At 72.6% G+C, this 24,584-nt stretch carries 24 protein-coding genes and 2 pseudogenes; 11 read left to right on the forward strand and 15 right to left on the reverse strand.

Annotated elements, in window-relative coordinates:
- Positions 1–93 precede the first annotated feature (93 nt).
- The 12 genes and pseudogenes from AB0878_RS27775 to AB0878_RS27830 all read right to left on the reverse strand — a co-directional run.
- A pseudogene (locus AB0878_RS27775) lies at positions 94–189 on the reverse strand (DNA alkylation repair protein); the annotation flags it as partial.
- 13 nt (positions 190–202) lie between these two features.
- Positions 203–1,768, reverse strand: a complete 1,566-nt coding sequence (locus tag AB0878_RS27780) for an alpha/beta hydrolase (protein ID WP_366583181.1) — start codon at positions 1,766–1,768, stop codon at positions 203–205.
- Between the two features lie 68 nt (positions 1,769–1,836).
- Positions 1,837–2,916: an ATP-dependent DNA ligase gene (locus AB0878_RS27785; protein WP_366583182.1), complete on the reverse strand. Its 1,080-nt coding sequence runs from the start codon at positions 2,914–2,916 to the stop codon at positions 1,837–1,839.
- A gap of 26 nt (positions 2,917–2,942) precedes the next feature.
- On the reverse strand, positions 2,943–3,542 hold the full coding sequence (locus tag AB0878_RS27790; RefSeq protein ID WP_366583183.1) for an alkaline shock response membrane anchor protein AmaP: 600 nt from the start codon (positions 3,540–3,542) through the stop codon (positions 2,943–2,945).
- Entirely contained in the window at positions 3,539–4,075 is a 537-nt protein-coding gene (locus AB0878_RS27795) for a DUF6286 domain-containing protein (RefSeq protein ID WP_366583184.1), read from the reverse strand. The genes AB0878_RS27790 and AB0878_RS27795 overlap by 4 nt, the downstream gene beginning before the upstream one ends.
- Entirely contained in the window at positions 4,075–4,464 is a 390-nt protein-coding gene (locus AB0878_RS27800; RefSeq protein WP_366583185.1) for an Asp23/Gls24 family envelope stress response protein, read from the reverse strand. The genes AB0878_RS27795 and AB0878_RS27800 overlap by 1 nt, the downstream gene beginning before the upstream one ends.
- On the reverse strand, positions 4,461–4,637 hold the full coding sequence (locus AB0878_RS27805; RefSeq protein WP_220238397.1) for a hypothetical protein: 177 nt from the start codon (positions 4,635–4,637) through the stop codon (positions 4,461–4,463). Before AB0878_RS27805 ends, AB0878_RS27800 begins: the two co-directional genes overlap by 4 nt.
- Before the next feature lie 34 nt (positions 4,638–4,671).
- Complete coding sequence (locus AB0878_RS27810; protein WP_220238398.1) at positions 4,672–5,124, reverse strand: Asp23/Gls24 family envelope stress response protein; 453 nt, start codon at positions 5,122–5,124, stop codon at positions 4,672–4,674.
- 204 nt (positions 5,125–5,328) lie between these two features.
- A complete protein-coding gene (locus AB0878_RS27815; RefSeq protein ID WP_366583186.1) occupies positions 5,329–6,174 on the reverse strand; it encodes an SAM-dependent methyltransferase in 846 nt (281 codons plus the stop codon).
- A gap of 123 nt (positions 6,175–6,297) precedes the next feature.
- On the reverse strand, positions 6,298–6,738 hold the full coding sequence (locus tag AB0878_RS27820) for a hypothetical protein (protein ID WP_366583187.1): 441 nt from the start codon (positions 6,736–6,738) through the stop codon (positions 6,298–6,300).
- Positions 6,738–7,280: a sigma-70 family RNA polymerase sigma factor gene (locus tag AB0878_RS27825; RefSeq protein ID WP_366583188.1), complete on the reverse strand. Its 543-nt coding sequence runs from the start codon at positions 7,278–7,280 to the stop codon at positions 6,738–6,740. Before AB0878_RS27825 ends, AB0878_RS27820 begins: the two co-directional genes overlap by 1 nt.
- Positions 7,280–8,038, reverse strand: coding sequence for a pyrimidine reductase family protein (locus tag AB0878_RS27830; RefSeq protein ID WP_366583189.1), 759 nt, complete (start codon positions 8,036–8,038; stop codon positions 7,280–7,282). The genes AB0878_RS27825 and AB0878_RS27830 overlap by 1 nt, the downstream gene beginning before the upstream one ends.
- A gap of 103 nt (positions 8,039–8,141) precedes the next feature.
- Here AB0878_RS27830 and zapE point away from each other — a divergent pair, with 103 nt between their 5' ends.
- Positions 8,142–9,161, forward strand: a complete 1,020-nt coding sequence (zapE, locus tag AB0878_RS27835) for a cell division protein ZapE (RefSeq protein WP_366583190.1) — start codon at positions 8,142–8,144, stop codon at positions 9,159–9,161.
- Here the strand turns inward: zapE and AB0878_RS27840 are convergent.
- Positions 9,124–9,699, reverse strand: coding sequence for a phosphatase PAP2 family protein (locus AB0878_RS27840; RefSeq protein ID WP_366583191.1), 576 nt, complete (start codon positions 9,697–9,699; stop codon positions 9,124–9,126). The genes zapE and AB0878_RS27840 overlap by 38 nt on opposite strands.
- 102 nt (positions 9,700–9,801) lie before the next feature.
- Here AB0878_RS27840 and AB0878_RS27845 point away from each other — a divergent pair, with 102 nt between their 5' ends.
- Positions 9,802–10,683 carry an FAD-dependent oxidoreductase gene (locus AB0878_RS27845; protein WP_366583192.1) on the forward strand — a complete coding sequence of 294 codons (882 nt, stop codon included), beginning with the start codon at positions 9,802–9,804 and terminating at the stop codon, positions 10,681–10,683.
- A gap of 18 nt (positions 10,684–10,701) precedes the next feature.
- On the opposite strand, the pseudogene AB0878_RS27850 reads toward AB0878_RS27845, so the two are convergent.
- Positions 10,702–12,046, reverse strand: a pseudogene (locus AB0878_RS27850) (DUF2252 domain-containing protein).
- Positions 12,047–12,091: 45 nt separating this feature from the next.
- Positions 12,092–13,327, reverse strand: coding sequence for an ornithine--oxo-acid transaminase (gene rocD, locus AB0878_RS27855; RefSeq protein ID WP_366583193.1), 1,236 nt, complete (start codon positions 13,325–13,327; stop codon positions 12,092–12,094).
- Between the two features lie 144 nt (positions 13,328–13,471).
- On the opposite strand from rocD, the gene AB0878_RS27860 reads away from it, so the two are divergent.
- From AB0878_RS27860 to AB0878_RS27900, 9 genes are all read left to right on the forward strand, one after another.
- Entirely contained in the window at positions 13,472–13,798 is a 327-nt protein-coding gene (locus tag AB0878_RS27860; RefSeq protein WP_366583194.1) for a metalloregulator ArsR/SmtB family transcription factor, read from the forward strand.
- A complete protein-coding gene (locus tag AB0878_RS27865) occupies positions 13,795–14,262 on the forward strand; it encodes an SRPBCC family protein (protein WP_366583195.1) in 468 nt (155 codons plus the stop codon). Before AB0878_RS27860 ends, AB0878_RS27865 begins: the two co-directional genes overlap by 4 nt.
- A gap of 15 nt (positions 14,263–14,277) precedes the next feature.
- A complete protein-coding gene (locus tag AB0878_RS27870; RefSeq protein ID WP_366583196.1) occupies positions 14,278–15,129 on the forward strand; it encodes a PPK2 family polyphosphate kinase in 852 nt (283 codons plus the stop codon).
- Positions 15,130–15,149: 20 nt separating this feature from the next.
- On the forward strand, positions 15,150–17,261 hold the full coding sequence (locus tag AB0878_RS27875; RefSeq protein ID WP_366583197.1) for a prolyl oligopeptidase family serine peptidase: 2,112 nt from the start codon (positions 15,150–15,152) through the stop codon (positions 17,259–17,261).
- Positions 17,258–18,211 carry an LLM class F420-dependent oxidoreductase gene (locus AB0878_RS27880; RefSeq protein ID WP_366583198.1) on the forward strand — a complete coding sequence of 318 codons (954 nt, stop codon included), beginning with the start codon at positions 17,258–17,260 and terminating at the stop codon, positions 18,209–18,211. The genes AB0878_RS27875 and AB0878_RS27880 overlap by 4 nt, the downstream gene beginning before the upstream one ends.
- Before the next feature lie 497 nt (positions 18,212–18,708).
- On the forward strand, positions 18,709–20,154 hold the full coding sequence (locus AB0878_RS27885; protein WP_366583199.1) for an aminotransferase class V-fold PLP-dependent enzyme: 1,446 nt from the start codon (positions 18,709–18,711) through the stop codon (positions 20,152–20,154).
- Complete coding sequence (locus AB0878_RS27890) at positions 20,151–21,458, forward strand: SidA/IucD/PvdA family monooxygenase (protein WP_366583200.1); 1,308 nt, start codon at positions 20,151–20,153, stop codon at positions 21,456–21,458. Before AB0878_RS27885 ends, AB0878_RS27890 begins: the two co-directional genes overlap by 4 nt.
- Positions 21,455–23,248, forward strand: coding sequence for an IucA/IucC family protein (locus AB0878_RS27895; RefSeq protein WP_366583201.1), 1,794 nt, complete (start codon positions 21,455–21,457; stop codon positions 23,246–23,248). The genes AB0878_RS27890 and AB0878_RS27895 overlap by 4 nt, the downstream gene beginning before the upstream one ends.
- Positions 23,245–24,558 carry a glutamine synthetase gene (locus AB0878_RS27900; protein ID WP_366583335.1) on the forward strand — a complete coding sequence of 438 codons (1,314 nt, stop codon included), beginning with the start codon at positions 23,245–23,247 and terminating at the stop codon, positions 24,556–24,558. Before AB0878_RS27895 ends, AB0878_RS27900 begins: the two co-directional genes overlap by 4 nt.
- Positions 24,559–24,584: the final 26 nt, after the last annotated feature.

Raw genomic sequence — 24,584 nt, forward strand, 5'->3', positions numbered from 1 at the left:
AGACCCCATTAGAGGTCCACAACGAGTACCTGAACCGACAGCTCGCAGCATGAATTAGCCATACGAAAGCTGTCCGGAAATTTCGGGGCGTCTCACCCCGTGGTCATCACCATGCTTCTCGTTCACCGCACGAGACCTGGGGTCCTCCAGCGCGGCCAACTCAGCCAGCACCTCGGCACTACCGGTCACACCGAACCCCCCGTCAAGCCGGGCACAGAGTCCCGTCAGTAGGAACCTTGCCGTCGATCAAGAACGCCTGAACCGCCGACGTCACGCACGGCGACTGCCCCACGGCGCCATGCCCAGCACCCTGCCACGAAAGCGCCACGGCGCTCGGCATCTGGTCCGCCGCCCGCGTGGTCCCGATCTCCGGCGTCACCGGGTCGGCAGCTGTCGCCACCACCAGAATCGGCGGTGCACCAGGCGCACCAGCGGCAGGCAACGGCTCCCGACGCACTGGCCAAGCCCCACACCACGCCAGCTCCTGCGCCACCGCCGACCCGAACTGCGGATACTTCGCCCGCATCCCCTGATCGACCTTGTTGATCTGATCGGCAGGCAACCGCGTAGACGCGTCATTGCACCGAGTCGCCATCACACCGCCGATCCGCGACGTCCGGCCCTGCGCGTCCACGATCACCGGATCCGCGAAAGACTCCAGCGCCGTCACGTCACCGGACTTCGCCGCGGTCAACGCATCGGCCAGCGCCGGCCACCGCGTCCGGTCGGCCAACCCCACGTACACCGCGTACGTAGCGATACCGGGCGTCACCGTGACCCCGTCCGGAGTCGTCTCCGGCGCCGCGCGCAACCGGTCGGTTACCGCCTTCAACGCCGCTTTCGGGTCGCCCATCGCACACCCGCGAGCCGCACAATCCGCCCCGAACGCGTCCAACGTCGCCTGCGCGCCGGCCGCGACCGCGTCCAGCACCGCGGCGCGATCCTCACCCGGGTCCGGCAAGCCGTCCAGAACCATCCGCCCCACCTGCGCCGGATAGCGCACGGCGTACTCCGACAGCACCTTCGAGCCGTCGCCCCGCCCGAGCGCGTTGAGGTGCGGCACGCCGAGCTGGGTGCGCAGCTCCTCCAGGTCCCCGGCGGTGCGCCAGCTGTCCAGCGCGGTCTGGGCCGTGTCGAGGTCGATGGCGCACTGCTGGCCGGCGCGCCGCGAGGCGTCGAGGACGTCGGACAGGTCGCCCTGGGCCGGGTCGGCGCCGAGCAGCGCTTCGCGGGCCTCCGGGGGCACGCACTGCACGCCGCCCGACAAACCGGTGCCGCGGCGGTCCACGCCGATCAACGAGAACTTCTGCAGGAACGCGGGCGGCAGCTGCGAGGCCAGGCGCGCCGCGAAAACAGAGCCGGGTTCGCCGCCGACGTCGTTCACGACCACCAGCGGGATGGGGCCGTCGCCGGCCTTGAGCACGAGGATGCGCGCGAGCAGGTGCTGCGTGTCGTCGGGCGCGTCCAGCGGGCTGGTCAGGCGCGCGCACGTGAAGTGCAGGGAGTCCGGCGCGGCGGGGGAGCCCATGCGCTGGCGGGTGTCCTCGTCGCAGTCGGTCCAACGCAGGCTGGGTGACTGCGGCTGCGTGAGCGGCGGCAGCGGCACGGGCGCGGCGCTCGACGCCGGCGCCTGCGTGACCCCGCCGTCGTTGTCCACCACCGCCGGGCGCACCGACGGGCCCGTGGTGCAGCCCGCGACGGTCAACGCACCCGCCAGCACCGCCACCAGTGCACGCAGGCGGGGGCGGCTGGTGGAACGGCGGCGCACGGGCTGGTCCTCACGTGGTGTCGGTGGAGCTGTCCGACGAGCTTGGCACGCCGGGTGTGACGCGGAAGTTAGCGGGTCCGCACGACCTCGCCGCGGAACACGGCCGACAGGTCGTAGCGCGCCGGTTCGTCCAGCTGCGCGTAGCCGCACGACGCCGGTTCCCGGTCCGGGCGCCACCGCTTGAACTGCGCGGTGTGCCGGAACCGCGCGGGCTCGCCGCCCTCGGTGTGCTCGTAGCCGACCTCGACGACGCGCTCCAGCTTCAGCGGCACCCACGCGTGCTCGGTCGAACGCCAGCGCGTGATGCCGCCCGGGATGCGCTGGCCCTCGCGCACGGCGTCGCCCACCCACGGGTGGCCTTCGCCGTCGGTGATCAGCGGGGCCAGCTCCTCGGCCAGCTCACGGCGCCGCTTCACCGGGAACGACCCGACCACACCGACGTGGTGCAGCAGCCCGTCGGCGTCGTACAGCCCGAGCAGGAACGACCCGACGGCCTCACCCGGCTCGCCGTCGACGTGCCAGCGCAGCCCGGCCAGCACGCAGTCGGCCGTGCGGGAGTGCTTGTACTTGAACAGCACGCGCTTGCCCGGCGAGTACGGCTCGTCGAGCGGCTTGCCGATCACGCCGTCGAGCCCGGCGCCCTCGAACAGCTCAAACCAGTGCCGCGCGGTGTCCGGGTCGGTCGTCGCCGGCGTGAGGTGCACGCCGTCGCCCGCGATGCCCTCCAGCCGCGCGCGCCGCGCCGACGTCGGTTCGTCCACGAAGGACTCCGAGCCCAGCGCCAGCACGTCGAACGCCACGAACTCCGCGGGCGTCTCCTTCGCCAGCAGCTGCACGCGGGAGTCGGCCGGGTGGATGCGCTCGGTCAGCGCGTCGAAGTCGAGCTTGCCGCCGCGGCCCACGACCAGCTCGCCGTCGAGCACGACCTGCTCGGGCAGCGTCGCCAGCAGCCGCTCCACCACCTCGGGGAAGTAGCGGTTGAGCGGCTTTTCGGCGCGCGACTGCAGGGTGAGCTCGTCGCCGTCGCGGAAGACCAGGCAGCGGAACCCATCCCACTTGGGCTCGAACAGCAGCCCGCCGGAGTCGGGGATCGCCTTCGCCGGCTTGGCGAGCATGGGCTTGATCGGAGCCTGCACGGGGAGGGCCATGCGGGCATTCTGTGCGAAACACGCGGTCAGCGCACGCGTGCCGGGCCCGTCGTGTCGAGTTCGAGCCGCACGGCCGTGGGCAGCGAGTCGAGCCCGAGTGCCTCGCGGGCGCGTGTGAGCACGTACGTGTCGAGGTCGGTCCAGATGCGCCGGACGTCGGTTCCTTCACTCAGCCACAGCGTCACGCGCAGCGCCGGCTCGGCCGCCGTGCCGACCGCGCGCGCCCGCGCCCGGGTGACGCCGGCGATGGCCTCGGCGTCGGTCTGCACCGCGCCGGCGAGCGCGCCGGCGGTCACCGTGAGCTCGGCGCCCGGCGTCTCGTCGAGGGCCAGGTCGGGACGGCGTTCGGGGCGCAGCGAACGGAAGAACCACCACAGCCCCAGCACGAACAGCAGCACGCCGAGCACGACGGCGCCGATCCGCGCGTACAGCTGATGGTCGGCCAGCCAGCTCACGGCCATCGGGTCGAGCAGCGGCCGCCGCGCGCGGAACTCGCCGAGCCAGCCCTGCCCGACCACCAGCGCGGCCGCGCCCGCGAGGACCGCGACCAGCCCGGTCAGGAACGTCAGCGTGCGCTCGGCCCCATGGGAACGGCCCAGGGCACGGGAGGCGGTGGAGCGGCTCATCGGCGGTCCTTCGGTGAGTCGACGACCACGGACACCTTGGGCCGGCGTTCGAGCGGGACGTCGTCCAGCACCGTCGCGACGGTCTCCAGCAGCCGCGGCCGCAGCTGTTCCTCGTTCTCCAGCCGGCTGGTCGCGCGCACGCGCACCTTGCGGGCGCTCGCCGTCACGCTCGCGCCGGTCACGTTGGCCTGCGCGCGCACGGCGAGCCCGACCAGCCGCGCGAGTGCCCGCGGCGACGTGCTCACGCAGATCCCGTCGGCCGGGTCGGCCATCCGCACGGCGCGGCTGCCCGCGGTGAGGGCGAACAACACGAACAGCAGCCCGGCCACGAGCACGATCGCCGCCGTGACCCGCACAGACGTGCTGGTCCACGGCAGCCCGGCGAGGTCTTCACGCCAGCGTTCCCACGGCACGATCAGCGGCGCGCGGCCCGGCTGCCACCAGCGCCACCCGACCTCGATCGCCAGCAGCGCCCCGCCGGCCGCGACGGCCAGACCGAGCACAGTGGACAGGAACCGCACGAGGATCCGCATCAGCGCACCCTCGGCCGGACGTCGGGCAGCAGCGCGGAAACCGTCACGGCGATCGACCGCACGTGGTACGCCGTGATCCGCTCGACCTCCTCGGTCACCTTCGCGCGCACGTCACCCGTCACGGCCCGGACCGGCGCCGGATACCGCAACGCCAGCTCCAGGGCCAGGTCCACGTCGTTGTCCTCGCCGCCGACCTTCGCGCTCGCGCCGGAGCGTCCGCGCGTGAGACCGGCGACGCGGCGCTCGGTCTGCACGGTGCCGGGCACGAGATCCGCGGCGTGCTGCGCGACCTTGCGCACCACGGCGTGGGCGATGGTCAGGCTGCCGCGCTCCTCGGGTTCGGCCAGGTCACCGCGCGGCAGGTCGACCTGGAGCGGCCGGCCGGTCACTTGTCGCGGCCCCGGCCGAACAGGTCGCCGAGGTCGAGCTCACCGTCGACGACCCGGCCGATGACCAGCCCCACGACCCCCACGGCGAACGTGACCAGGAAGGCGGTGAACCCCTGGGTCGCGGCGAGGCCGAGAATCAGTCCGGCGAGGATCCCGGTCTGCGTTGCGTTCAACGTTTCCTCCTGGTGCTGGGTGGTCGGGTGGTGGTCACTCCACGCGGGAGGACTCGGGCTCGTCGTCCTCGTCGGGCAGGTGGACGTCGTTGACCGCGATGTTCACCTCGATCACCTCGAGCGCGGTGATCTGCTCCACGGCCTCGATCACGTTGCGCCGCACCGCTCGCGACACCTCGACGATCCGCGCGCCGTACTCCACGACCAGGTCGAGGTCGATCGCCGTCTGCTTCTCGCCCACCTCGACGGCGACGCCCGCGGTGGACGTCGTGCCGGAGCCGGGGATGCGCTCCTTCAGCGCGCCGAACGCGCGGGACACCCCGCCGCCCAGCGCGTGGACGCCGGCGATCTCGCGCGCCGCGAGCCCGGCGACCTTCTGCACCACCAGCGACGAGATCGTGGTCCGGCCCGCGGACCCCTCCTCGTTGAGGGGCGTCGTGATCGCGGTACCCGGAACATCGGTCCGGCGGGGGCTCGGCTGCACCATGGAGTTCGCTCCTCGCTGTCGGTGGGGACGGCGCCGCTGGCGTCGGCGCCGGAAGCTTGCCCACTCCTACGATGTCCGAACCGGGGAAAAGCTCACGGCGGGTCACTCGAACGGGTGAGTTCGACCCGGTGAGCAGTCGGTTCGGTACGAGGAAACGGCCGGGGCCGCCAGGGGAAACGGCCTCGGAAGCGAGGGTTCAGCGATTCAGAGCTTGCGCGCCACGCCACCCGCGATGATCTGCTGGGCGATGGTCGGCTTCGTGTAGCGCGGGCCGTCGGGCCACCAGCTCGCCACGGGCACGACGTCGGCGTCGCCGGCGGTGCTGGACGGGATGATCTCCAGCTCGTGGAACAGCTCGCGGATCTCGGTCTTGGTGCGCGCGGTGATGTCGCGCATGGAGCCGCGGCGGATGACCTCGAGGGTCGCCTGCAGCGTCGAGTCGTACTCGGAGCCGTCGTCCGGGTCGAGGACGTGGCTGATCACCACGAACGAACCGGGCGGCAGGCGATCGATGAACTGCTTGGTCACCTCGGCCGGGCGGCCCCGGTCGCCCTTGTAGTGGTGCAGCGCGGCCACGAAAAGCAGCGCGATGGGCTGCGACCAGTCGAGCGCGCCGAGCACCTCGGGGTTGTCGAGGATGCTTTCGGGCTCGAAGATGTCGGCCTGCACGAACTTCGTGTTGTCGTTCTCCTCCAGCAGCACGCGCCCGTGGGCGGCCACGACCGGGTCGTAGTCGACGTAGACGACCTTCGCCTCGGGGTGGATGCGCTGCACCACCTGGTGCACGTTCTCGGCGGTCGGCAGGCCCGAGCCGCAGTCGAGGAACTGGCGGACCTCGGTGTTGTTCGCGAGGAAGCGGCACACGCGGGTCAGGAAGTTGCGGTTCTCCCACGCGACGTCGGGCACCTCGGGCATCGCGGCGATGATCCGCTCGGCCTCGTGGCGGTCGACGTCGAAGTTGTCCTTGCCGCCCAGCAGGTAGTCGTACACACGCGCGACGAACGCTCGGGTCGGGTCCACTCCCACGGGGGTGTTTTCCGATTCGAGCACCACGCGATCCTCCCGGAGAGCAAGACAGTGTGTCTGACGCGGCACCGAGGGTAGCGCCACCAGGTCCAGGCCCGAAAGCCGACCGCGCGGGGTTGCTCCGCTTGGCCGGTGAACGCTGATTCCTCAGCCGGGACGCACGTCGACGACGTGGACGTTGACCCGCGGCGGCCGCGCCCGCAGCAGCCGGGTGAGCTCCGCGGTCAGGCAGTGCTGCAGCACGCGCGCGGCTTCGTCGGCGACCACGCCGAAGCGGATCGTGGCCAGGATCTGCAGCTCGCCGTCGGCCAGCGCGACGGCGGAAACCGTGACCCCGTCGACGTCTTCGGCCTGATCGGTGGCGACGGTGCGGGCCAGGCGGAGCAACGCGGCTTCCGAAACGGTCAGCACGCCTTCGTCGCAGGGCAGCCGCAGCGGCGGGCCTTGGCGGACCTTGGTCAGCGATCGGAGCACGCGGTCGACCAGGCCGGGCGGCGTCGCGACGTGGCGGCGGGCGGCGGCGCGCACGAGGTCCCAGCGAGGATCCCGTTCGGGGTCCTGCGGGCCGCCGGCGCCCTCGTCCGTCATCACCGCTCCCTCAGCTGGCCGAGCAGCGCCACCCTGGCCCGGTGCAGGCGCGAGCGCAAGGCCGGGACGCCGACTTCGAGCACTTCGGCCACTTCTTCGTAGCTGAGCCCCTCGAGTTCGCGCAGCACCAGCGGCACGCGCTGCGCGACGTCGAGCCGCGCGATCGCCCGCAGCACGGCGTCCACCTGCTCGGCGTGCACGACCTGGCGTTCGGGCGTGCCGTCGGCGACGAGGTCGGGGGCCTCGGCGATCGACACGCTCTCGATCGACACGGTGGGGCGGTGGCGGCGCAGCAGGTCCAGGGCGCCGTTGGTGACCACGCGGTACAGCCACGTGGACACCGCCGACTCCTGGCGGAACGTAGCCAGCGACCGCCACGCGGCCAGCCACGCCTCCTGCACCACGTCCTCGGCCTCCGCCGGGCTGCCGGTGATGCGCAGCGCGACGCGGTACATCATCGGCGTGTGCCGGCGCACCAACGTGTCGAACGCGGCGTGGTCACCCGCCGCCGCGGCCGCGACGAGCGCCTCGCTGTCGGCCATCAGCCGCTGCCCCGCCGGTAGCGCAGCAGCGTGAAGCCGTCGTCCACGAGGATCGACGTGAGCTCCATCCGGCGCGGCGGCAGCGCGGCCGGTCCCGCCGCGATCCGGCTCGCGTCGCCGCCGACGAGCAGCGGGGCGACGGTGAGGTTGAGCGTGTCGACGAGGTCGGCCGCGATCAACGCCGCGAACAGCCCGGGCCCGCCTTCGCAGTCCACACGCCGCAGGCCGCGTTCGGCCAGCATCGCCAGCGCGCGCGGCAGATCCACGTCTTCGTCTCCCGCGACGAGCACGTCGGCACCGGCCTCCCGCGCCGCCGCGGTGTCGGCGCGCGAAGTGGTGACGACCAACGGCGGCACGCGCGTGTCGGTGAACAGCGGGCCCGCCGGGTCGAGTGAACCCGTACGCGTGACGACGGCGATGGGCGGCGCAGGCGCCAGACCCAGCCGCGCCCGCCGGGCCGAGCGCACCGCGTTGGTCCGGGCGCCGCGGTAGTTCTCGGCGCGCGCGGTGCCGCCGCCGACGAGGATCACGTCGGCGAGGTCGCGCGCGAGCAGGAACACACGGCGGTCGGCCGGGTGCGAAAGGCCCTTCGACAGCTCGTCCACGGCCACCGCGCCGTCGGCCGACGCCACGAAGTTGACCTGCACGAACGGGGCGGCCAGGTCGGTCAGGTCCTCGGGGTAGCCGTAGACGCGCTCCAGGTCCTCGTCGGACAAGGGCCCGGTCCCGCCCGGTGATGGTGGCCACACGCTCCGCACGCCCGCTATCCCAGCACGGGCACCGATCCGGCCCCGACCGGGGGATACGCGCGCGCGGACACCACGACCGCCCGCGCGCGGGGCCTGGCTAGGCTCTGCAGCCATGCCCCCAGCTGCCCTGACGGACCGGTTTCCCGAGCTCGGGGCCGACGAGCTGATCTCCTCCATGGTGCCGCCGCCGCGGTTCGGCGAGGCGCGGTTCTCCACCTACCTCCCGAACCCCGACGAGCCGAGCCAGGCCGCCGCCGTGGAGTCGTGTTCGGCGTTCGCCGGGCGCATCGGCGACCGGCCGGCGAAGAAGTCGCGGCTGCGTTCGCTCTTCGGCGGCGAGACCGCCCCCGTGGGGCCGATGGGCCTCTACCTCGACGGCGGGTTCGGCGTGGGCAAGACCCACCTGCTCGCCTCGACCTGGCACGACGCGCCTTCGCCCAAGGCGTACGGCACCTTCGTGGAGCTCACGCACCTCGTCGGCGCGCTCGGGTTCGCCGAGGCCGTGCGGCGGCTGTCGGAGCACCGGCTGCTCGCGATCGACGAGTTCGAACTCGACGACCCCGGCGACACCACGCTCGTGTGCCGGCTGCTGCAGGAGCTCACCGACGCGGGCGTGTACATCGCCGCGACGTCCAACACACTGCCCGACAAGCTCGGCGAGGGCCGCTTCGCCGCCGAGGACTTCCTGCGCGAGATCCAGGCGCTCTCGCGCCGCTTCGAAGTGGTGCGGGTGGACGGGCCGGACTACCGCCACCGCGGCCTGCCCGACGCGCCGCCGCCGGTGACCGACGAGGAGCTCGACGCGTCGGCCGCCGCGCACGAGGGGTCCACTGTGGACGAGTTCGACGCGCTCGTGGCGCATCTGGCCAAGCTGCACCCGTCGCGGTACGGCAAGCTGCTCGACGGCGTGCGGCGCGTGCACCTCAAGCACGTGACGCCGGCGCCGGACCAGAACGTGGGGCTGCGGCTCGTGGCGTTCGCCGACCGCCTCTACGACCGCGCCATTCCCGTGGTCGTGTCGGGCGTGCCGCTGCCGGAGCTGTTCACCGAGGAGATGGTGAACGGCGGCTACCGCAAGAAGTACCTGCGCGCGGTCAGCCGGCTGACGGCGCTGGCACGCGACGCGGTGTGACGGCCCGCAGGCCGGTCACCACGGCGGTGGCGAAGAACGTGCCGCCGACGATGTCCGTGAGGTAGTGGTAGCCGAGGCCGATCATGCCGATCGCCGCGCAGCACAGGAGAACCACGCCGAGCACGACGGTGAGGACCTTCGGGCGCGCCAGCAGGACCAGCACCACGAGCACCGTCACCAGGCTCACCGTGTGGCCGCTCGGGTAGACGAGGATGTCGTTCTTCCAGCGGTCGAACAGCGGTTTGAGCACCCAGGTGTTGAGCGCCACGGCGAGCGCCGGGCCCGCGACGGCCAGCAGCGCGTCCGTGCGGCGGCGCAGGTACAGGCAGACGCCGGCGATGACCGCGATCGCCGGGATCAGCACGTACGGCTCGGTCGGCAGCACGAGCACGTTCAGCGTGGTGGGGCCCAGGCCGGCGATCGCCTGCGCGGCCCACGTGTCGAGCGCGCCGGGGGAGTGCCCGCCCGCGTAGCCGAGTCCCAGTGCGACGGTCGCGAGCGCACAGAGCACGGCGACGAGTCCCAGAACGCGGCTCACGGTTTCTCCCCTCCCGGCAGCGAGCCTACGCGGATGGCGGGTGGCGCCGATGGCCGGGCTTCGGCCACGATCACGGGCGGGAGCACGAGCGGAGGGAGCGGCATGCGGATCACCGTGGCCGGCGGCGGGGTCGTCGGGCTGAGCTGCGCGTACCGGCTGGCCGAGGCGGGCCACAGCGTCACGGTCGTGACGGCGGGCAAACCGGCGGAGACGACGTCGGCCGTGGCGGGCGGGCTGATCTACCCGCCGGTGGCGCGGCCGGACGAGCGCGTGGTGCGCTGGACCGAGACGACCGTCGGCGTGTACCGCTCGCTGCTCGCGGCGCCCGGGATCCGGTTCCTGCCGGGCTGGATCCGGGTCGCCGCGGACGTGCCCGATCCCCGCTGGCTCACCGCGATGACCGACGTGTCGCGCGAGGGCTCGGTGCTCGCGTTCACCACGGCGCTCGTGGACACTCCGGTGTACCTCACGTGGCTGGCCGAGCAGGTCGCCGCGCTGGGCGTGCGCACCGAGTACCGCACGGTCACCTCCCTGGCCGACCTCGACGCGGACGTCGTCGTCAACGCCACCGGCCTCGCCGGCGGCACCCTCGCGGGCGACGACACCCTCGTGCCGGTCCGCGGCCAGGTCGTCCACCTCGCCGACCCGGGGCTCACGTCGTGGTCAGTGGAGGAAGCCGACGGCGACCTGACCTACGTGATCCCCCACGGCCGCCACGTCGTGTGCGGCGGCACCGAGGAGATCGGCCGCAACGACCTCGAACCCGACCCCGCCGTGGCGGCCGCGATCGTGCGCCGCTGCCGCGACCTGGAACCGCGGCTGGCCGATGCCGCCGTCCTCGGCACCCGCGTGGGCCTGCGGCCGGGCCGGCCGAGCGTGCGCCTGGAACGCACCGGCGACGTCGTCCACTGCTACGGCCACGGCGGCGCGGGAATCACCCTGGCGTGGGGCTGCGCGGAGGACGTGGTTTCCCTGGTGGGTTAGGGCCGGGAAGCCACCGCCTCAGCCGGTGAACTCGGCGTGATCGGCCTCCGTCTGGTCGGCGTACCGCAGCGCATACGCGCCGATCGCCTCGTCGAGGTCTTCGTCGTCGGCGAAGTAGCCGGCGAGCAGTTGCGGGTGCAGTGAGCGCGTGTGGGCACGGGCGAGCAGGGCGCCGGCGAGGCGGCCGTAGTCGTCGAGGTGGTTCTTGCCCAGCGCGGCCGGGTCGATGGCGCCTTTGAGGTTGCGGAACTGGCGGACGACGAAGGGGATGCCGTCGATCGTGGTCCAGCCGAGGAGGATGTCGGTCCCGGCCTGGACGAGGCGGGCACCGGCGGCCTTCGTGGTCGGCGGGGGAGACGCCGAGGTAGGGCGCGAGCGCCGAGGGCTGCGCCTGTTTCACTTGCAGCACCAGGTCTTCGTCCTCGTTGCCGTGCAGCAGCACGACGTAGCTGCGCAGCCCGACGCTGCCCGTGCCGACCACGCGGAACGCGACGTCGGCCACGCGGTAGCGCGCCACGAGCGTGCGCCGCGATTCGCGCAGGGTGTCCACATAGGACGTCAGCCCGGCCACGACCGAGGCGGCCGTGGCGTCGTCGATGTGCGTGAGCACGGGCGGGTCCTCGACGAACCGGTGGCGCGCCAGGCCGGTTTCGTGGTCGTCGACGTGGCGGGTCCACTTGGCCACGACCTTGGCGCTGGTGTTGCGGCGCGCCTTCTCCTCGGCTTCGGCGAAGTCGTCGATCAGCTCGTCGGCGCGCGCCCGCGACACGGCGGACGCGTCGGGCAGTGCGTTCCACGACTGCAGGTACGGCAGCTCCGCCAGCGCGCGGATCGTGCGCCGGTAGGACTTCACCGCGTCCTCCGCGGCTTCACGGCACGCGGCGGACCCGATCCCGCCCTCGCGTCCGGCGAGCACGAGGCTCGCCGACAGCCGCTTGAGGTCCCACTCCCACGGCCCGGGCGCGGTTTCGTCGAAGTCGTTGACGTCCATGACGATCCGGCCCTCGGGCGTGCCGTACAGGCCGAAGTTGGCCGCGTGCGCGTCGCCGCACAGCTGCGCGGTGAGCCCCGACGACGGTGAGCCCGCGAGGTCCGCCGCCATCAGTCCGGCCGCGCCGCGGAAGAAGGTGAACGGCGACGCCGCCATCCGCTCCCGCCGCAGCTCCACCAGTTCGGGCAGCCGCCCCGCGTTGCTCGCCTCGAAGTACTCCCGCACGCGCGGACGCCCCGCGCCAGCCGCCGCGTGGTCGTGCGCCTCGACCGGCGCGCGCTCCCGCAGCTGCTTGCCCCGCGCGTACAGCTGCGCGGGGTCGACGTCGTCCGTGCCGACCAGCGGCCGTTCGACCCAGTCCCCTCGTCCCATACCGGACCCAACGAGCGAACCGGGCGAAACGCTCCCGCGAACGGCCTAGCGGCGCACCACCTGGGCGATCGCGTCGATGCCGCGGTCCAGCTCGTTGCGGCTGATCACCAGCGGCGGCGCGATGCGCAGCGTGTGGTCGTGCGTCTCCTTGCACAGCACACCCAGCCCGGCGAGCGCCTCCGACGCGGCGCGCCCCGTGGGCCCGCCCGGCGCGATGTCCACACCGGCCCACAGCCCGCGGCCGCGGACTTCCGACAGGCCGTGGCCGACCAAAGCGGACAGACGTTCGTGCAGGTGCGCGCCCAGCTCGGCCGAGCGCTGCTGGTACTCGCCGGTCTGCAACAGCCGCACCACCGCGCGGCCGACGGCGCAGGCCACCGGGTTGCCGCCGAACGTCGAACCGTGCTCGCCCGGCTTGAGCACGCCCAGCACGTCGCGGCTGCCGACCACCGCGGATACCGGCAGGATGCCGCCGCCGAGGGCCTTGCCGAGCGTGTAGACGTCGGCGCGCACGCCCTCGTGGTCCAGCGCCAGCACGGTGCCCGTGCGGGCGAGGCCGGACTGGATCTCGTCGGCGATGAGCAGCACGCCGTTCTCGTCGCACGCGCGGCGCACGTCGGCGAAGTACCCGGCCGGCGGCACGATCACGCCGGCCTCGCCCTGCACCGGTTCGAGCAGGACCGCAGCCGTGCGCGGGGTGATGGCGGCGCGCAGGGCGGCCGCGTCGCCGTAGGGGACCGTGACGAAGCCCGGCGTGAACGGGCCGAAGCCGGCGCGCGCGGTGTCGTCGGTGGAGAACGAGACGATCGTGGTGGTGCGGCCGTGGAAGTTGGCGCCCGCGACCACGATCTCGGCCGTGCCGTCGGGCACGCCCTTGACCTGGTGCGCCCACTTGCGCGCCACCTTCACCGCCGACTCCACGGCCTCGGCACCGGAGTTCATCGGCAGCACCATCTCGGTGCCGGTCAGCTCGGCCAGCTCGCGGCAGAACAGCCCGAGCTGGTCGTGGTGGAACGCGCGCGAGGTCAGCGTGACCCGGCCCAGCTGCTCCACGGCCGCGGCGATCAGCGCGGGGTGGCGGTGGCCGAAGTTCAGGGCGGAGTACCCGGACAGGAAGTCGAGGTAGCTCTTGCCCTCGACGTCGTTCACCGTCGCGCCCTCGGCCTCGGCGATCACGACGGGCAGCGGGTGGTAGTTGTGCGTGCTCCACCGCTCGTCGAGCTCGATGAAGCCGTCGGCGGAGGCAGGGCTGGCGGTCTCCCGACCGGCGAGCGTCGTCATGCGTTCAGGCTAGATCCAACGGGCGGGGACTTCAGCCGGGAAACGTTGCTTTCACCCGTCGTTCGTTGCGCAGTCGGGCGGTCTGACCGGCGAATCGATGCGTGGCGTTGACCGCTGTCATTGGTAAGCTGTAACTTACCGTTCGTGGCGACTTACGGAAGCGATCAGCTCTCCGCCCTCGCCGACCCGTCGCGGCGCGCGATCTTCGAAGCGTTGCGCGACGGGCCGCGGGCGGTGGGGGAGCTGGCCGCGGCGTTGCCGATCAGCCGTCCGGCGGTCTCGCAGCACCTGAAGGTGCTCAAGGAAGCGGGTCTGGTCGTCGACCAGGCGGCCGGGACGAGACGGCTGTACCGGCTGCGCCCCGAAGGGATCGCCGCGTTGCGCGCCTACCTCGACGGGATGTGGTCCGACGCGCTGAGTTCGTTCGCCAGGAAAGCCGAGGAAACCGATCCAGGAAGCGAAGCGTCATGACACTCGAACCGATTCGCAAGACGATCACCGTCGCCTGCTCGCGCGAGCACGCGTTCAAGGTCTACACCGAGGGTTTCGACAGCTGGTGGCCGCGCGAGCACCACATCGGCAAGGGAGAGCTCGCCGAGGCCGTGATGGAGACGAAAGAAGGCGGGCGCTGCTACGAGCGGCTCACGGACGGGTCGGAGTGCGACTGGGGCCGCGTGCTCGTGTGGGAGCCACCCGGCCGAGTGGTTCTGTCGTGGCAGATCAATGGGGACTGGAAGATCGATCCGGACCCGGCACACGCAAGTGAGATCGAGCTGGTTTTCACCGAGGAAGGGCCCGGGACCACGCGAGTCGACCTTGAGCACCGCGCGTTCGAGCGGCACGGCGCCACCGCGCAGAAGGTGCGAGACGGCGTGAACACCGAGGGCGGCTGGAACGGACTGCTGAAACTCTTCGCCGCGAAGGCCGCTTCCTGACGTTATCGTCGCCGGATGGCGAAGAAGGACAACGGGACCCGGATCCGCGACGCGCTCCGTGCCACGGCGGAGCTGCCGGATCCGGGTTCCTCACCGGTCGGGCCGGACAAGAAGGGCAAGGGCGAGAAGAAGCTCGCCACCGCCGGTGAACGGCTCGACGCCCTGCAGGAGGCGCTGTACGCCGAGGGCACGAGCGGAGGTGGCCGCAGCGTGTTGCTCGTGCTGCAGGGCATGGACACGTCCGGCAAGGGCGGCACCGTCCGGCACGTGCTGGGCCTGGTGAACCCGATGGGCGTGCGCTACAAGGGCTTCAAGGTTCCCACGCCGGCCGAGCGCCGCCACGACTTCCTGTGGCGCATCCGCAAGGAGCTGCCGGCGTCGGGCCAGATCGGGGTGTTCGACCGGTCGCACTACGAGGACGTGCTGGTGCCCCGCGTCGCCGGCCTGCTCACCGCGGCCGAGCGGCGCAGCCGGATCTCGCAGATCAACGCGTTCGAGGAGGAGGTCGCGGCGGCCGGGACCACGATCGTCAAGGTGTTCCTGCACATCTCGCCCGAGGAACAGCTGCGCCGGCTCGTCTCGCGGCTGGAGCGGCCGGAGAAGATCTGGAAGTTCGCGCCGTCCGACGTCGAGGCGCGCGGCCACTGGGACGCCTACGCACAGGCCTACGCCGACCTGCTCGCGCGGACCTCGACCGAGCACGCGCCGTGGTACGTCGTGCCGGCCGACCGCAAGTGGTACCGCAACTGGGCCGTCGCCGAGCTGCTGATCGAGACGCTGACGGAGATGGCGCCGCAGTTCCCGGAGCCGGACTTCGACGTCGCCGAGCAGCTGGCGATGCTGAAGGGTGATGGCGTGGCGGCCTGATCGTCTGGAAGAGTGCGGGCGTGACCGACTCTGCTCTCGACGACGTTCCGTTCCTCCGCCGCCAGGCCCGCACACAGCGCTTCACCCTCGGCGCCCCCAAGCAGTTCCGCGTGGCCCCGGACGGCTCGCGCGTGCTGTTCCTCCGCAGCGAGACGGGCACGGACCCGCGGCACAGCCTGTGGTCGCTCGACCTCGGGAGCGGCACGGAGGCCAAGCTCGTCGACGCCGCGGAGCTGCTGCCCGGCGAGGAGGACCTGCCGCCGGAGGAGCGGGCCCGGCGCGAGCGCGCGCGGGAGACCGGCGGCGGCGTGGTGGCCTACGGCGTGGACGACGCGTTCACCGTCGTCACCTTCACGCTGTCCGGCAAGCTCTACACGCTCGACCTGGCCGCCGGCGCCACCGCGGTGCTCGTCGACGGCTCGGTCGTCGACCCGCGCCCCAACCCGACGGGCACGCACGTCGCCTACGTCCGCGATCGCCGGCTGCGCGTGATCGAGCTGGCCACGGGCACCGACCGCGCCCTCGTCGAGGAAGACGGCGACGACATCGCCTGGGGTCTCGCGGAGTTCATCGCCGCCGAGGAGATGGACCGCACGCGCGGCTACTGGTGGGCGCCGGACGGGCAGAGCCTCATCGTCGAGCGTTCCGACCGCGGCCCGGTGCCGCGCTGGACCATCGGCGACCCCGCCAACCCGGACCACCCGGCCAACGTCGTGGCCTACCCGTCCGCGGGCTCGCCCAACGCCGTGGTGTCGCTCGCGGTGCTCGGCCTGGACGGCAGCCGCGTCGACGTCGAGCGCGGCGACTGGGAGTACCTGGTCACGGTGCACTGGTCGGCCGGCGGCGCGCCGCTGCTCGCGGTGCAGCCGCGCGACCAGAAGCGCCTCACCGTGCTGGCGCTCGACCCGGCCGACGGCTCCGTGACCGAGCTGCACACCGAGACCGACGAGCACTGGGTCGACATCGTGCAGGGCGTGCCCGCGTGGACCTCCGACGGCCGGCTCGTCACCACCAGCGCCGCCGACGGCGACCACCGCCTCGTGGTGGCGGGGGAGCCCGTCACGCCGCCGGGCATGCAGCTTCGCGCGGTCCTGCACGCGGGCGAGCAGGTGCTCTTCACCGCGTCGGAGGCCGACTCCACCCAGATCCACGTCTACCGCACCGAGTCCGGCGGCGTCCGGCGACTGTCCACTCAGGACGGCGTGCACGTCGGCTCCGGCAGCGCCTCTTTGACCGTGCTCACGGAATGGAGCCTCGCCCACAGCGGCCCGGTCGTCACGGTCCTGCGCGACGGCGCGGAGATCGGCCGCATCACGTCGTCCACAGTGGACCCCGAGATCGAACCCAACCTGACGTGGCTCACGCTGGGCGAGCGCGGCCTGCGCGCCGCCCTGGTGCTGCCGCGCGGCTACGAGCCCAGCGAGGGCAAGCTCCCGGTTCTGCTCGACCCGTACGGTGGCCCCCACGCCCAGCGCGTGCTCCAGAGCCGCAACGCTTTCCTCACCCCGCAGTGGCTCGCCGACCAGGGCTTCGCCGTGCTCGTCACCGACGGCCGCGGCTCGCCCGGCCGCGGCCCGGCTTGGGAGCGCGAGATCGCGGGCAAGCTCGCCGACGTCACCCTCGCCGACCAGGTCGACGCCCTCCACGCCGCCGCGGCCGACCACCCCGAGCTGGACCTCGAACGCGTCGCCATCCGCGGCTGGTCCTACGGCGGTTACCTCTCCGCGCTCGCCGTCCTCCGTCGGCCGGACGTCTTCCACGCCGCCGTCGCCGGCGCCCCCGTCACCGACTGGGCCCTTTACGACACCCACTACACCGAGCGCTACCTGGGCAAACCGCAGGACGCCCCCGAGGTTTACGAGCACAACTCGCTGATCGCCGACGCCGGCGAACTCTCCCGGGCGCTGCTCATCGTCCACGGCCTCGCCGACGACAACGTCTTCCCGGCGCACTCGTTGAGGTTGTCGGGCGCCCTGCTGGCGAAGGGCCGCCCCCACGTCTTCCTCCCGCTGGCCGGGGCCACCCACATGACCCCGCAGGCCGAGGAGGTCGCGGAAAACCTGATGCGCACGCAGGTCGACTGGATCCTGCGTGAGCTCGCCTCCGTCACCGTCGACAAGGAGAACGCATGAACCGGTGGGGCCTGACCATCCCGCTCACGGGGGTGCCGCTCATGGAGCATCGCGCCCTCGTGGAACAACTGCCCGACCTGGGCTACACCGACGCGTGGACGGCCGAAACCGCCGGCACCGACGCCTTCACCCCCTTGGTGCTGGCGTCCCAATGGGCGCCCCAGCTACGCCTCGGCACCGCCATCGTGCCCGTGTACACGCGCGGCCCCGGCCTCCTGGCCATGAGCGCCTCCACCCTCGCCGAACTCGCCCCGGGCCGCTTCGTCCTCGGCATCGGCGCCTCCTCCCCGGTCATCGTCGAAGGCTGGAACGGCGCGGCCTTCGAGGAACCGTTCGCCCGCACCCGCGACACCCTCCACTTCCTCCGCAGCGCCCTGGCGGGCGAAAAGGTCACCCAGTCCTACGACACCTTCTCCGTCAACAAGTTCCGCCTGGAACGCGCCCCCGACCCCGCGCCGTCGATCATGCTCGCGGCCCTGCGCCCCGGCATGCTCCGCCTCGCCGCGGCCGAAGCGGACGGCGCCATCACCAACTGGCTCTCCGCCACCGACGTCCCCCAGATCCGCAAAGTCATCGGCCCCGACGTCGAACTCGCCGCCCGCATCTTCGTCTGCCCCACCGAAGACAAAGACGCCGCACGGGCCCTGGGCCGCATGATGATCTCCAGCTACCTGACCGTCCCCGTCTACGCCGCCTTCCACGACTGGCTAGGCCGCGGCGACCAACTCGCCCCCATGCACACCGCCTGGTCCGCCGGCGACCGCAAGAAGGCCAACGAACTCATCCCCGACTCCGTCGTCGACGACCTCGTCATCCACGGCTCCGTCGAATCCTGCCGCGACCAGGTCCAGTCCTATGTGGACAACGGCCTCACCACCCCCATCATCGCCCTCCTCCCCACCGGCACCGACCCCTTCGACCTGGCCAAGGGTCTAGCCCCCCAACGCTGACCCCCCCCGCACCACCCCGCGCGCCCCAATGCGGCATTCGTTGCGCTCAACGCACCGAACGCCACATTGGGGCGCTTTTGTCCCCACCCAACCCCCACCCGCCAACGCACCTCGCCATCCACCCACCGTCGCGTGCCCTTGCCTCCACCCATCACCCACCCGGCAACACAACCCACGATCCACCGACCCCTCCCCGCACCCTTCCCCCTCCCGGCCCCCGATTCTTTTCCCCAACACGGTGGAGATCGGTTTGTCAAGGCACGCTTTCCCGCCTTGACAAACCGATCTCCACCGTCGTGACAATCAAAAATCGGGGTGCCCACCCCCACCATCCCGGCCGCAATGGTGCGCTCCGCGCGCCGAGCCCCCCGAACGGCCGACGCAACAACCCCACCCACCCCACCATCCTGAACACAGAGGACCCCCTCCGTCCTCTAGCGGTGGGTATCCGTACAGTTGCATAGGGTAGGCAAGGTTACCCTAAGAAAGGCGGCTCCATGGGTGGAGATTCAGCGACCTGGCTGGCCGGCGGCCGCGACGGTGCAACACACCTCACCGACCTCATCCCCGTCGCCCTCCAGGGCATGGCCGCAGGCATCACCGAACGCAACGGCCCCATCCCGTCCGGCGGCCCCGCCTCCGTAGCCGCCTCCCTCGCCGCAGCCGGCGGCACCCAGCACCTCCCCAAAACCGGGATCGGCGCCGAACAAGCCCTCCACCACTACTCGACCCTCCTCGCAGAAGGCACAGCCGACCCAGCAGACCCGGCTTGCGCCGCCCACCTCCACTGCCCCCCGCTGGCCGTCTCCGTCGCCGCCGACGTGGTGGCCGCGGCGATGAACCCCTCCATGGACTCCTGGGACCAAGCCCCCATGGCCAGCGAACTCGAAGCAGAGTTCCTCAGCGGCATCGCCCACCTCTGCTTCCCGGCCACCCCCACCGCCGACGCCGTGGTCACCTCCGGCGGCACCGAATCCAACCTCCTCGGCCTCCTCCTGGCCCGGGAAACCACGCCAGGAACCGTCCACCCGGTCTGCGGCTCCAACTCCCACCACAGCGTCTCCCGCGCGGCCTGGCTCCTCGGCCTCCCGGCCCCGGTCGTCGTCCCCTGCCAAGACGACCGCATGATCCCCGAAGCCCTGGCCGAAGCCCTCAAGCCACTGGGCGCAGAGGCAGTGGTCATCGCCACCGCCGGCACCACCAACACCGGCCGAATCGATCCCCTCGAGGAGATCGCCCGCATCTGCCACCTCTCCGGCGCCCGCCTCCACGTCGACGCGGCCTACGGCGGCCTGCTCCTCTGCAGCGAAACCCTGGCCCCCCGCGTCGCCGGCCTCGAACTCGCCGACTCCGTCGCCCTCGACATGCACAAGTTCGGCTGGCAACCCGTCGCCGCCGGCCTCTTCGCCGCGCGAAACGCCGCCGACCTCTCCGCGCTGACCGTCCGCGCCGAGTACCTCAACGCCGACGACGACACCGAAGCCGGCCTCCCCGACCTCCTCGGCCGCTCCATCCGGACCTCCCGCCGTCCCGACGCCTTCCGCATGGCCGTCACCGTCCGCGCGCTCGGCACCGAAGGCCTCGGCGCCCTCGTCGAACGCTGCTGCTCCACCGCGACCGAGGTCAACGAGCTGGTGGAACGCCACCCCGCCCTGCAGTCCTGGGGCAAACCGGAGCTGTCCACCGTCGTCTTCCGCCCGCGCGGCGCCGACGACGACCTCGTCGCCCGCGTCCGCCGCACGCTGCTGGAAGCCGGCACCGCCGTGATCGGCCGCGGCGCCCTGCCGACCGGCCCCGACGGCGCCCCGCAGCTGTGGCTCAAGCTCACCCTGCTGCACCCGCACGCCACGGCCGCGGACTACGTGGAGCTGCTCGACCGGGTCGTCGCCACAACAGAAGCCGAGCGCAGCGTGACCGCACCGCAGAGCCCGGTCGCCTCGTGAGGCGCTTCGACCTCGCGGGCGTGGGGATCGGGCCGTTCAACCTGTCGCTCGCCGCGCTGGCCGACCCGCTCGACCAGCTCGACGTGGTGCTCTTCGACGCGCGCCCGGAGTTCCGCTGGCACCCCGGGCTCCTGGTCGACGGCGCGACGCTGCAGGTCCCGTTCCTCGCCGACCTGGTGTCGCTAGTCGATCCGACGAGCCGGCACTCGTTCCTCAACTACCTGCGCGAACGCGGCCGCCTGCTGCCGTTCTACTTCGCCGAGCGCTTCCACCTGCCGCGCGCGGAGTACGACGACTACGGCCGCTGGGCCGCCGCCCGTCTGCCGGCGTGCCGCTTCGGCCACGAGGTCACGGGCCTGCGCTGGGCGGCCGCGGAGGAGGCGTTCGAGCTGACCGTGCCGGGCACCGAACCGGTCCTGGCGTCGTCGGTGGTGCTCGGCGTCGGCACGCGGCCGAGCGTGCCCGAACCGCTACGCGACCTCGTCGCGGCCCCGGGCGTGCTCGCCCTGCACTCGGCCGACTACCTCACCCACCGCGCCGAGCTGCTGGCCGCGGAGACGGTGACCGTGGTCGGTTCCGGGCAGTCGGGGGCCGAGGTGTTCCTCGACCTCCTGTGCTCACGCTCCACTGTGGACGGTCTGCGCTGGCTCGCCCGCACACCCGCGTTCGCGCCGATGGAGTACTCGAAGCTGGGCCTGGAGCAGTTCACCCCGGACTACACGACCTACTTCCACGGCCTGCCCGAGGCGGTACGCGACCGGCTGCTGCCGTCGCAGTGGCAGCTGTACAAGGGGATCGACACGGAGACCATCGCCGCGATCCACGACGAGCTCTACCGTCGCAGCATCGGCGGCGGCTGGCCCGGCGCGGCGCTCACGCCCGGCGTCGAGGTCGTCTCGGCCACGGCCGGCGACGGCGGGATCGAGCTGGGCCTGCGGCACGCCGAGCAGGGGAGCACCGCCACGCACCGCACGCACGCCGTGGTCTCCGCGACCGGTTACGCCGAAACGCCGACCGCGCCCTTGCTGCGGGAGCTGGCCGTGCGCCGCGACGGCCACGGCCGGCTCGTCGTGGGCGCGGACCACCGGCTGGAGCTGGGCGACGGCGTCACCGGTTCGGTGTTCGTGCAGAACGCCGAGCGCCACACCCACGGCCCCGGCGCACCCGACCTCGGCCTCGGCGCCTGGCGTGCCGCGGCGATCCTCAACGCGGTGTGCGGCAAGCCGGTCTACGACCTGCCCGAGCGCACCGCCTTCACCACGTTCGGCCTGAACACCGGATCAGAACCCACGGAGGAGCAGTGACCCTGACCGACGCCGCCGCCTGGCGGGCCGCGGGCTCGCTCGTCACGCACAAGATGCTCGGCGAGCTGTCCTACGAGGCGATGCTGCGCCCGAACCCCGGCGAACCGACCCGCGACGGCCACCGCACCTGGTTGCTCGACCTCCCCGGCGGCGTCTCGTACCGCTTCGAGGCCCGCCGCGGCGCGTTCGAGTCGTGGACCGTCCTGCCGGGCAGCGCCGTCCGGCTCGCCGACGGAGCCGAGACTCAGGCCGACGACCCGCGCACCCTGGTCGTCGACGCCCGGGAAACGCTGGGCCTCACCGGATTGCGCCTGGCCGACGTGCTGGCGGAGCTCACCGCCACCGTCACCAACGAGGCCGCCCGCCTGCGCCGCGCCCCGACCGCCGCCGAACTGTCCACGATGGACTACAACCTCGCCGACGGCCACCTCACCGGCCACCCGCGGCTCGTGCTGAACAAGGGCCGCGTCGGCTTCTCGGCTCCGGACCGCGCCCGCTACGCGCCGGAGGCGGGCGAGGACGTCCGCCTGCGCTGGTATGCCGTGCACCGCGACCTGGCGCAGTTCCGTTCCGTCGCGGAGCTCGACGCCGAAACCCTGCTCCATCAGGAGCTGGACGACGCCCAGCGCGAGGAGTTCACCGCGCGCGTCGCCGTCGTCGGCGACCCGGCCGACTACGTGTGGGTGCCCGTGCACCCGTGGCAGGCCGACGAGATCCTCGGCACGCTGTACTCCGCCGAACTCGCGACCGGCCGGATGATCGAGCTGGGGGAGAGCGCCGACGCCTACCGGCCCCACCAGACGGTGCGCACGCTCGCCAACCGCAGCCGCCCCGATCGCCACGACGTGAAAACCGCCGTCTCCGTGCGCAACACGCTGGTCTACCGCGGTCTGAACTCCGCGGCGACGCTGGCCGGGCCGTCGGTCACCGAGTGGCTGCGCCGCGTCGACGCGGCCGACCCGCTGCTGTCGGAGAAGTACCGCTTCGCGCTGCTGGGCGAGGTGGCGAGCGTGTCCGTGCGTCACCCGTTGTTCGGCGCGCTCGAAGAGCTGCCCTACCGCTTCCACGAAACCCTCGGCGCGCTGTGGCGCGAGCCGCTCGTCGCGACGCTGGCCGAGGGCGAACGCGCGATCTCCTTCGCCGCCTTGCCTTACCGCGACGCTTCGGGCGAAGCCGTGCTCACGCGGCTCATCACGCAGGCCGGCGACGGCGCCGAGGTGTGGCTGTCGTGGCTGTTCGACCTGCTGCTCACGCCGCTGCTGCAGTGGCTGCTGCGTTACGGCGTCGGGTTCTGCCCCCACGGCCAGAACCTCATCCTCGTCGTCGACGCCGACAGCCGGCCCGTGCGCGTGGCCATCAAGGACTTCGCGCAGGGCGTGGACCTGATGGACGAGGAACTGCCTTGTTACGCCGACCTCCCGCCCGAGGCCGACGCCGACATGCTGCGCTGGCCCGCCCACCTGCTCGCGCAGTCGCTGTTCAGTTCAGTGTTCTCCGGCCAGCTGCGGTTCTGGGCCGAGGTGCTGCTCGACGACCTCGGCCTGGCCCGCGGCGACTTCTGGGCCCTGGTGCGCGAGGTCGTCGGCCGCTACCGCGACGAGAACCCCGACGTCGCCGAGCGCTTCGACGCGTGCCGGCTGTTCGCGCCCGACGTGGAGCGCGTCACGCTCAACCGCGAGCACTTCGCCGGGCAGGGCTTCGACAAGGTGGAGCGCGACGACGAGTTCGACGTCCGCTGGGGCCGCGTGCCGAACCCCTTGCACGCGCCCGACCCGGACGGCGCGTGGTGACGCCGTTCGACCGGCCCGTCGGCGCGCGCTCGCTCACCGTGCGCGCGGAGGCGGGCTCCGCCGCGGCGGCTGTGCTGCGGCACGTGCTCGCCGAGGAGGGCACGCGCCTGGTGCTGCTCGTGCCCGACCCGCACGCGCGGTTCGCCGCGGTGGAGGTGGAGGCGCCGTTCGCCGCGTCGGTGCTCGACGACGGCTACGGCGTGTGCAGCTACGTCTTCGCCTGGACGCCGGAGCGGGAACCGTTGCCGGACACCGGTTCCCTGAGCGCCTACCTCGGCGGCTTCGGCGACCTGCGCATGCGCGCGGACGCCGCGACGGCCGTGCCACTGGGGGAGCGCACCTGGGCCGTGGTGTGCGACGCCGAGCTGCCCTCGGGTGAGCCGGCGGGCCTCGCGCCGCGCACGGTGCTGCGGACGCAGCTGGCCGCGCTCGAGGAGTTCGGTCTGGTGCCGTCCATCGGGATCGAGCACGAGGTCGTGTTCCGCGACGGCTCCGGCGCCCCGCTGACCGGCCACGGCGTCGACTACGCGGTGGGCGGCACCGAACGCCTGGCCCCGCTACTGGCCGACCTGCGCTCGGCCGCCTCGGCCCTGGGCGTGGAGTCCGCCCGGGCCGAATGCCATCCCGGCCAGTACGAAGTGGTGCTGCGCCACCGCGACGCGCTCACCGCGTGCGACGACGCCCTGCTGCTCCAGCTGCTCACCCGCCGCGTCGCGAGCCGGCACGGCGCGAGCGCCGACTACCTCGCCGCGCCGGAGACCGGCCAGGGCAACTCGTGCCACGTCCACCTGTCACTGTCCACTCCGGACGGTCCCGCGGGTTTTCCCTTCGGCCTCAGCGCCTTCCTCGCGGGCGTGCTGCGCGACGCGCGGGCGCTCACCGCCGTGTGGGCGCCGACGTGGAACAGCTACGTCCGCCTGCGCACGGCGTCGTTCTCCCCGCGCGTGCTGCGCTGGGGCCCGGACGACCGCACCGCCGCCGTCCGGCTCTGCGGCACCTCCGCGTCGCCCCGGCTGGAGTTCCGCTTCGCCGGCGCCGACGCCCAGCCGCACCTCGTCGTGGCCGCCCTGGTGGCGGCCGGCTGCGCGGGCGTGGCCGACGGTCTGACACCCCCGGACCCGGGCACGGTCGTCGGCGAGCTCGCCCCGACGCCGTGGGAAGCGCTGGCGGAGCTGGAAAAGGGCCGCACGAGCGAGCTGCTGGGGGAGGACGTCTCCACCCAGCAGCTCGCCTTGCTGCGTCAGGAACTCCACGCCGGGCTGGACGCCGTCACCGACTTCCAGCGCCGTCGTGGCTCCCTCCGTTCCTGACCGCGGTGTGCTGCGGTGCGGCCCCG

The organism is Amycolatopsis sp. NPDC047767, from assembly GCF_040704195.1.
Classification (GTDB): Bacteria; Actinomycetota; Actinomycetes; order Mycobacteriales; family Pseudonocardiaceae; genus Amycolatopsis.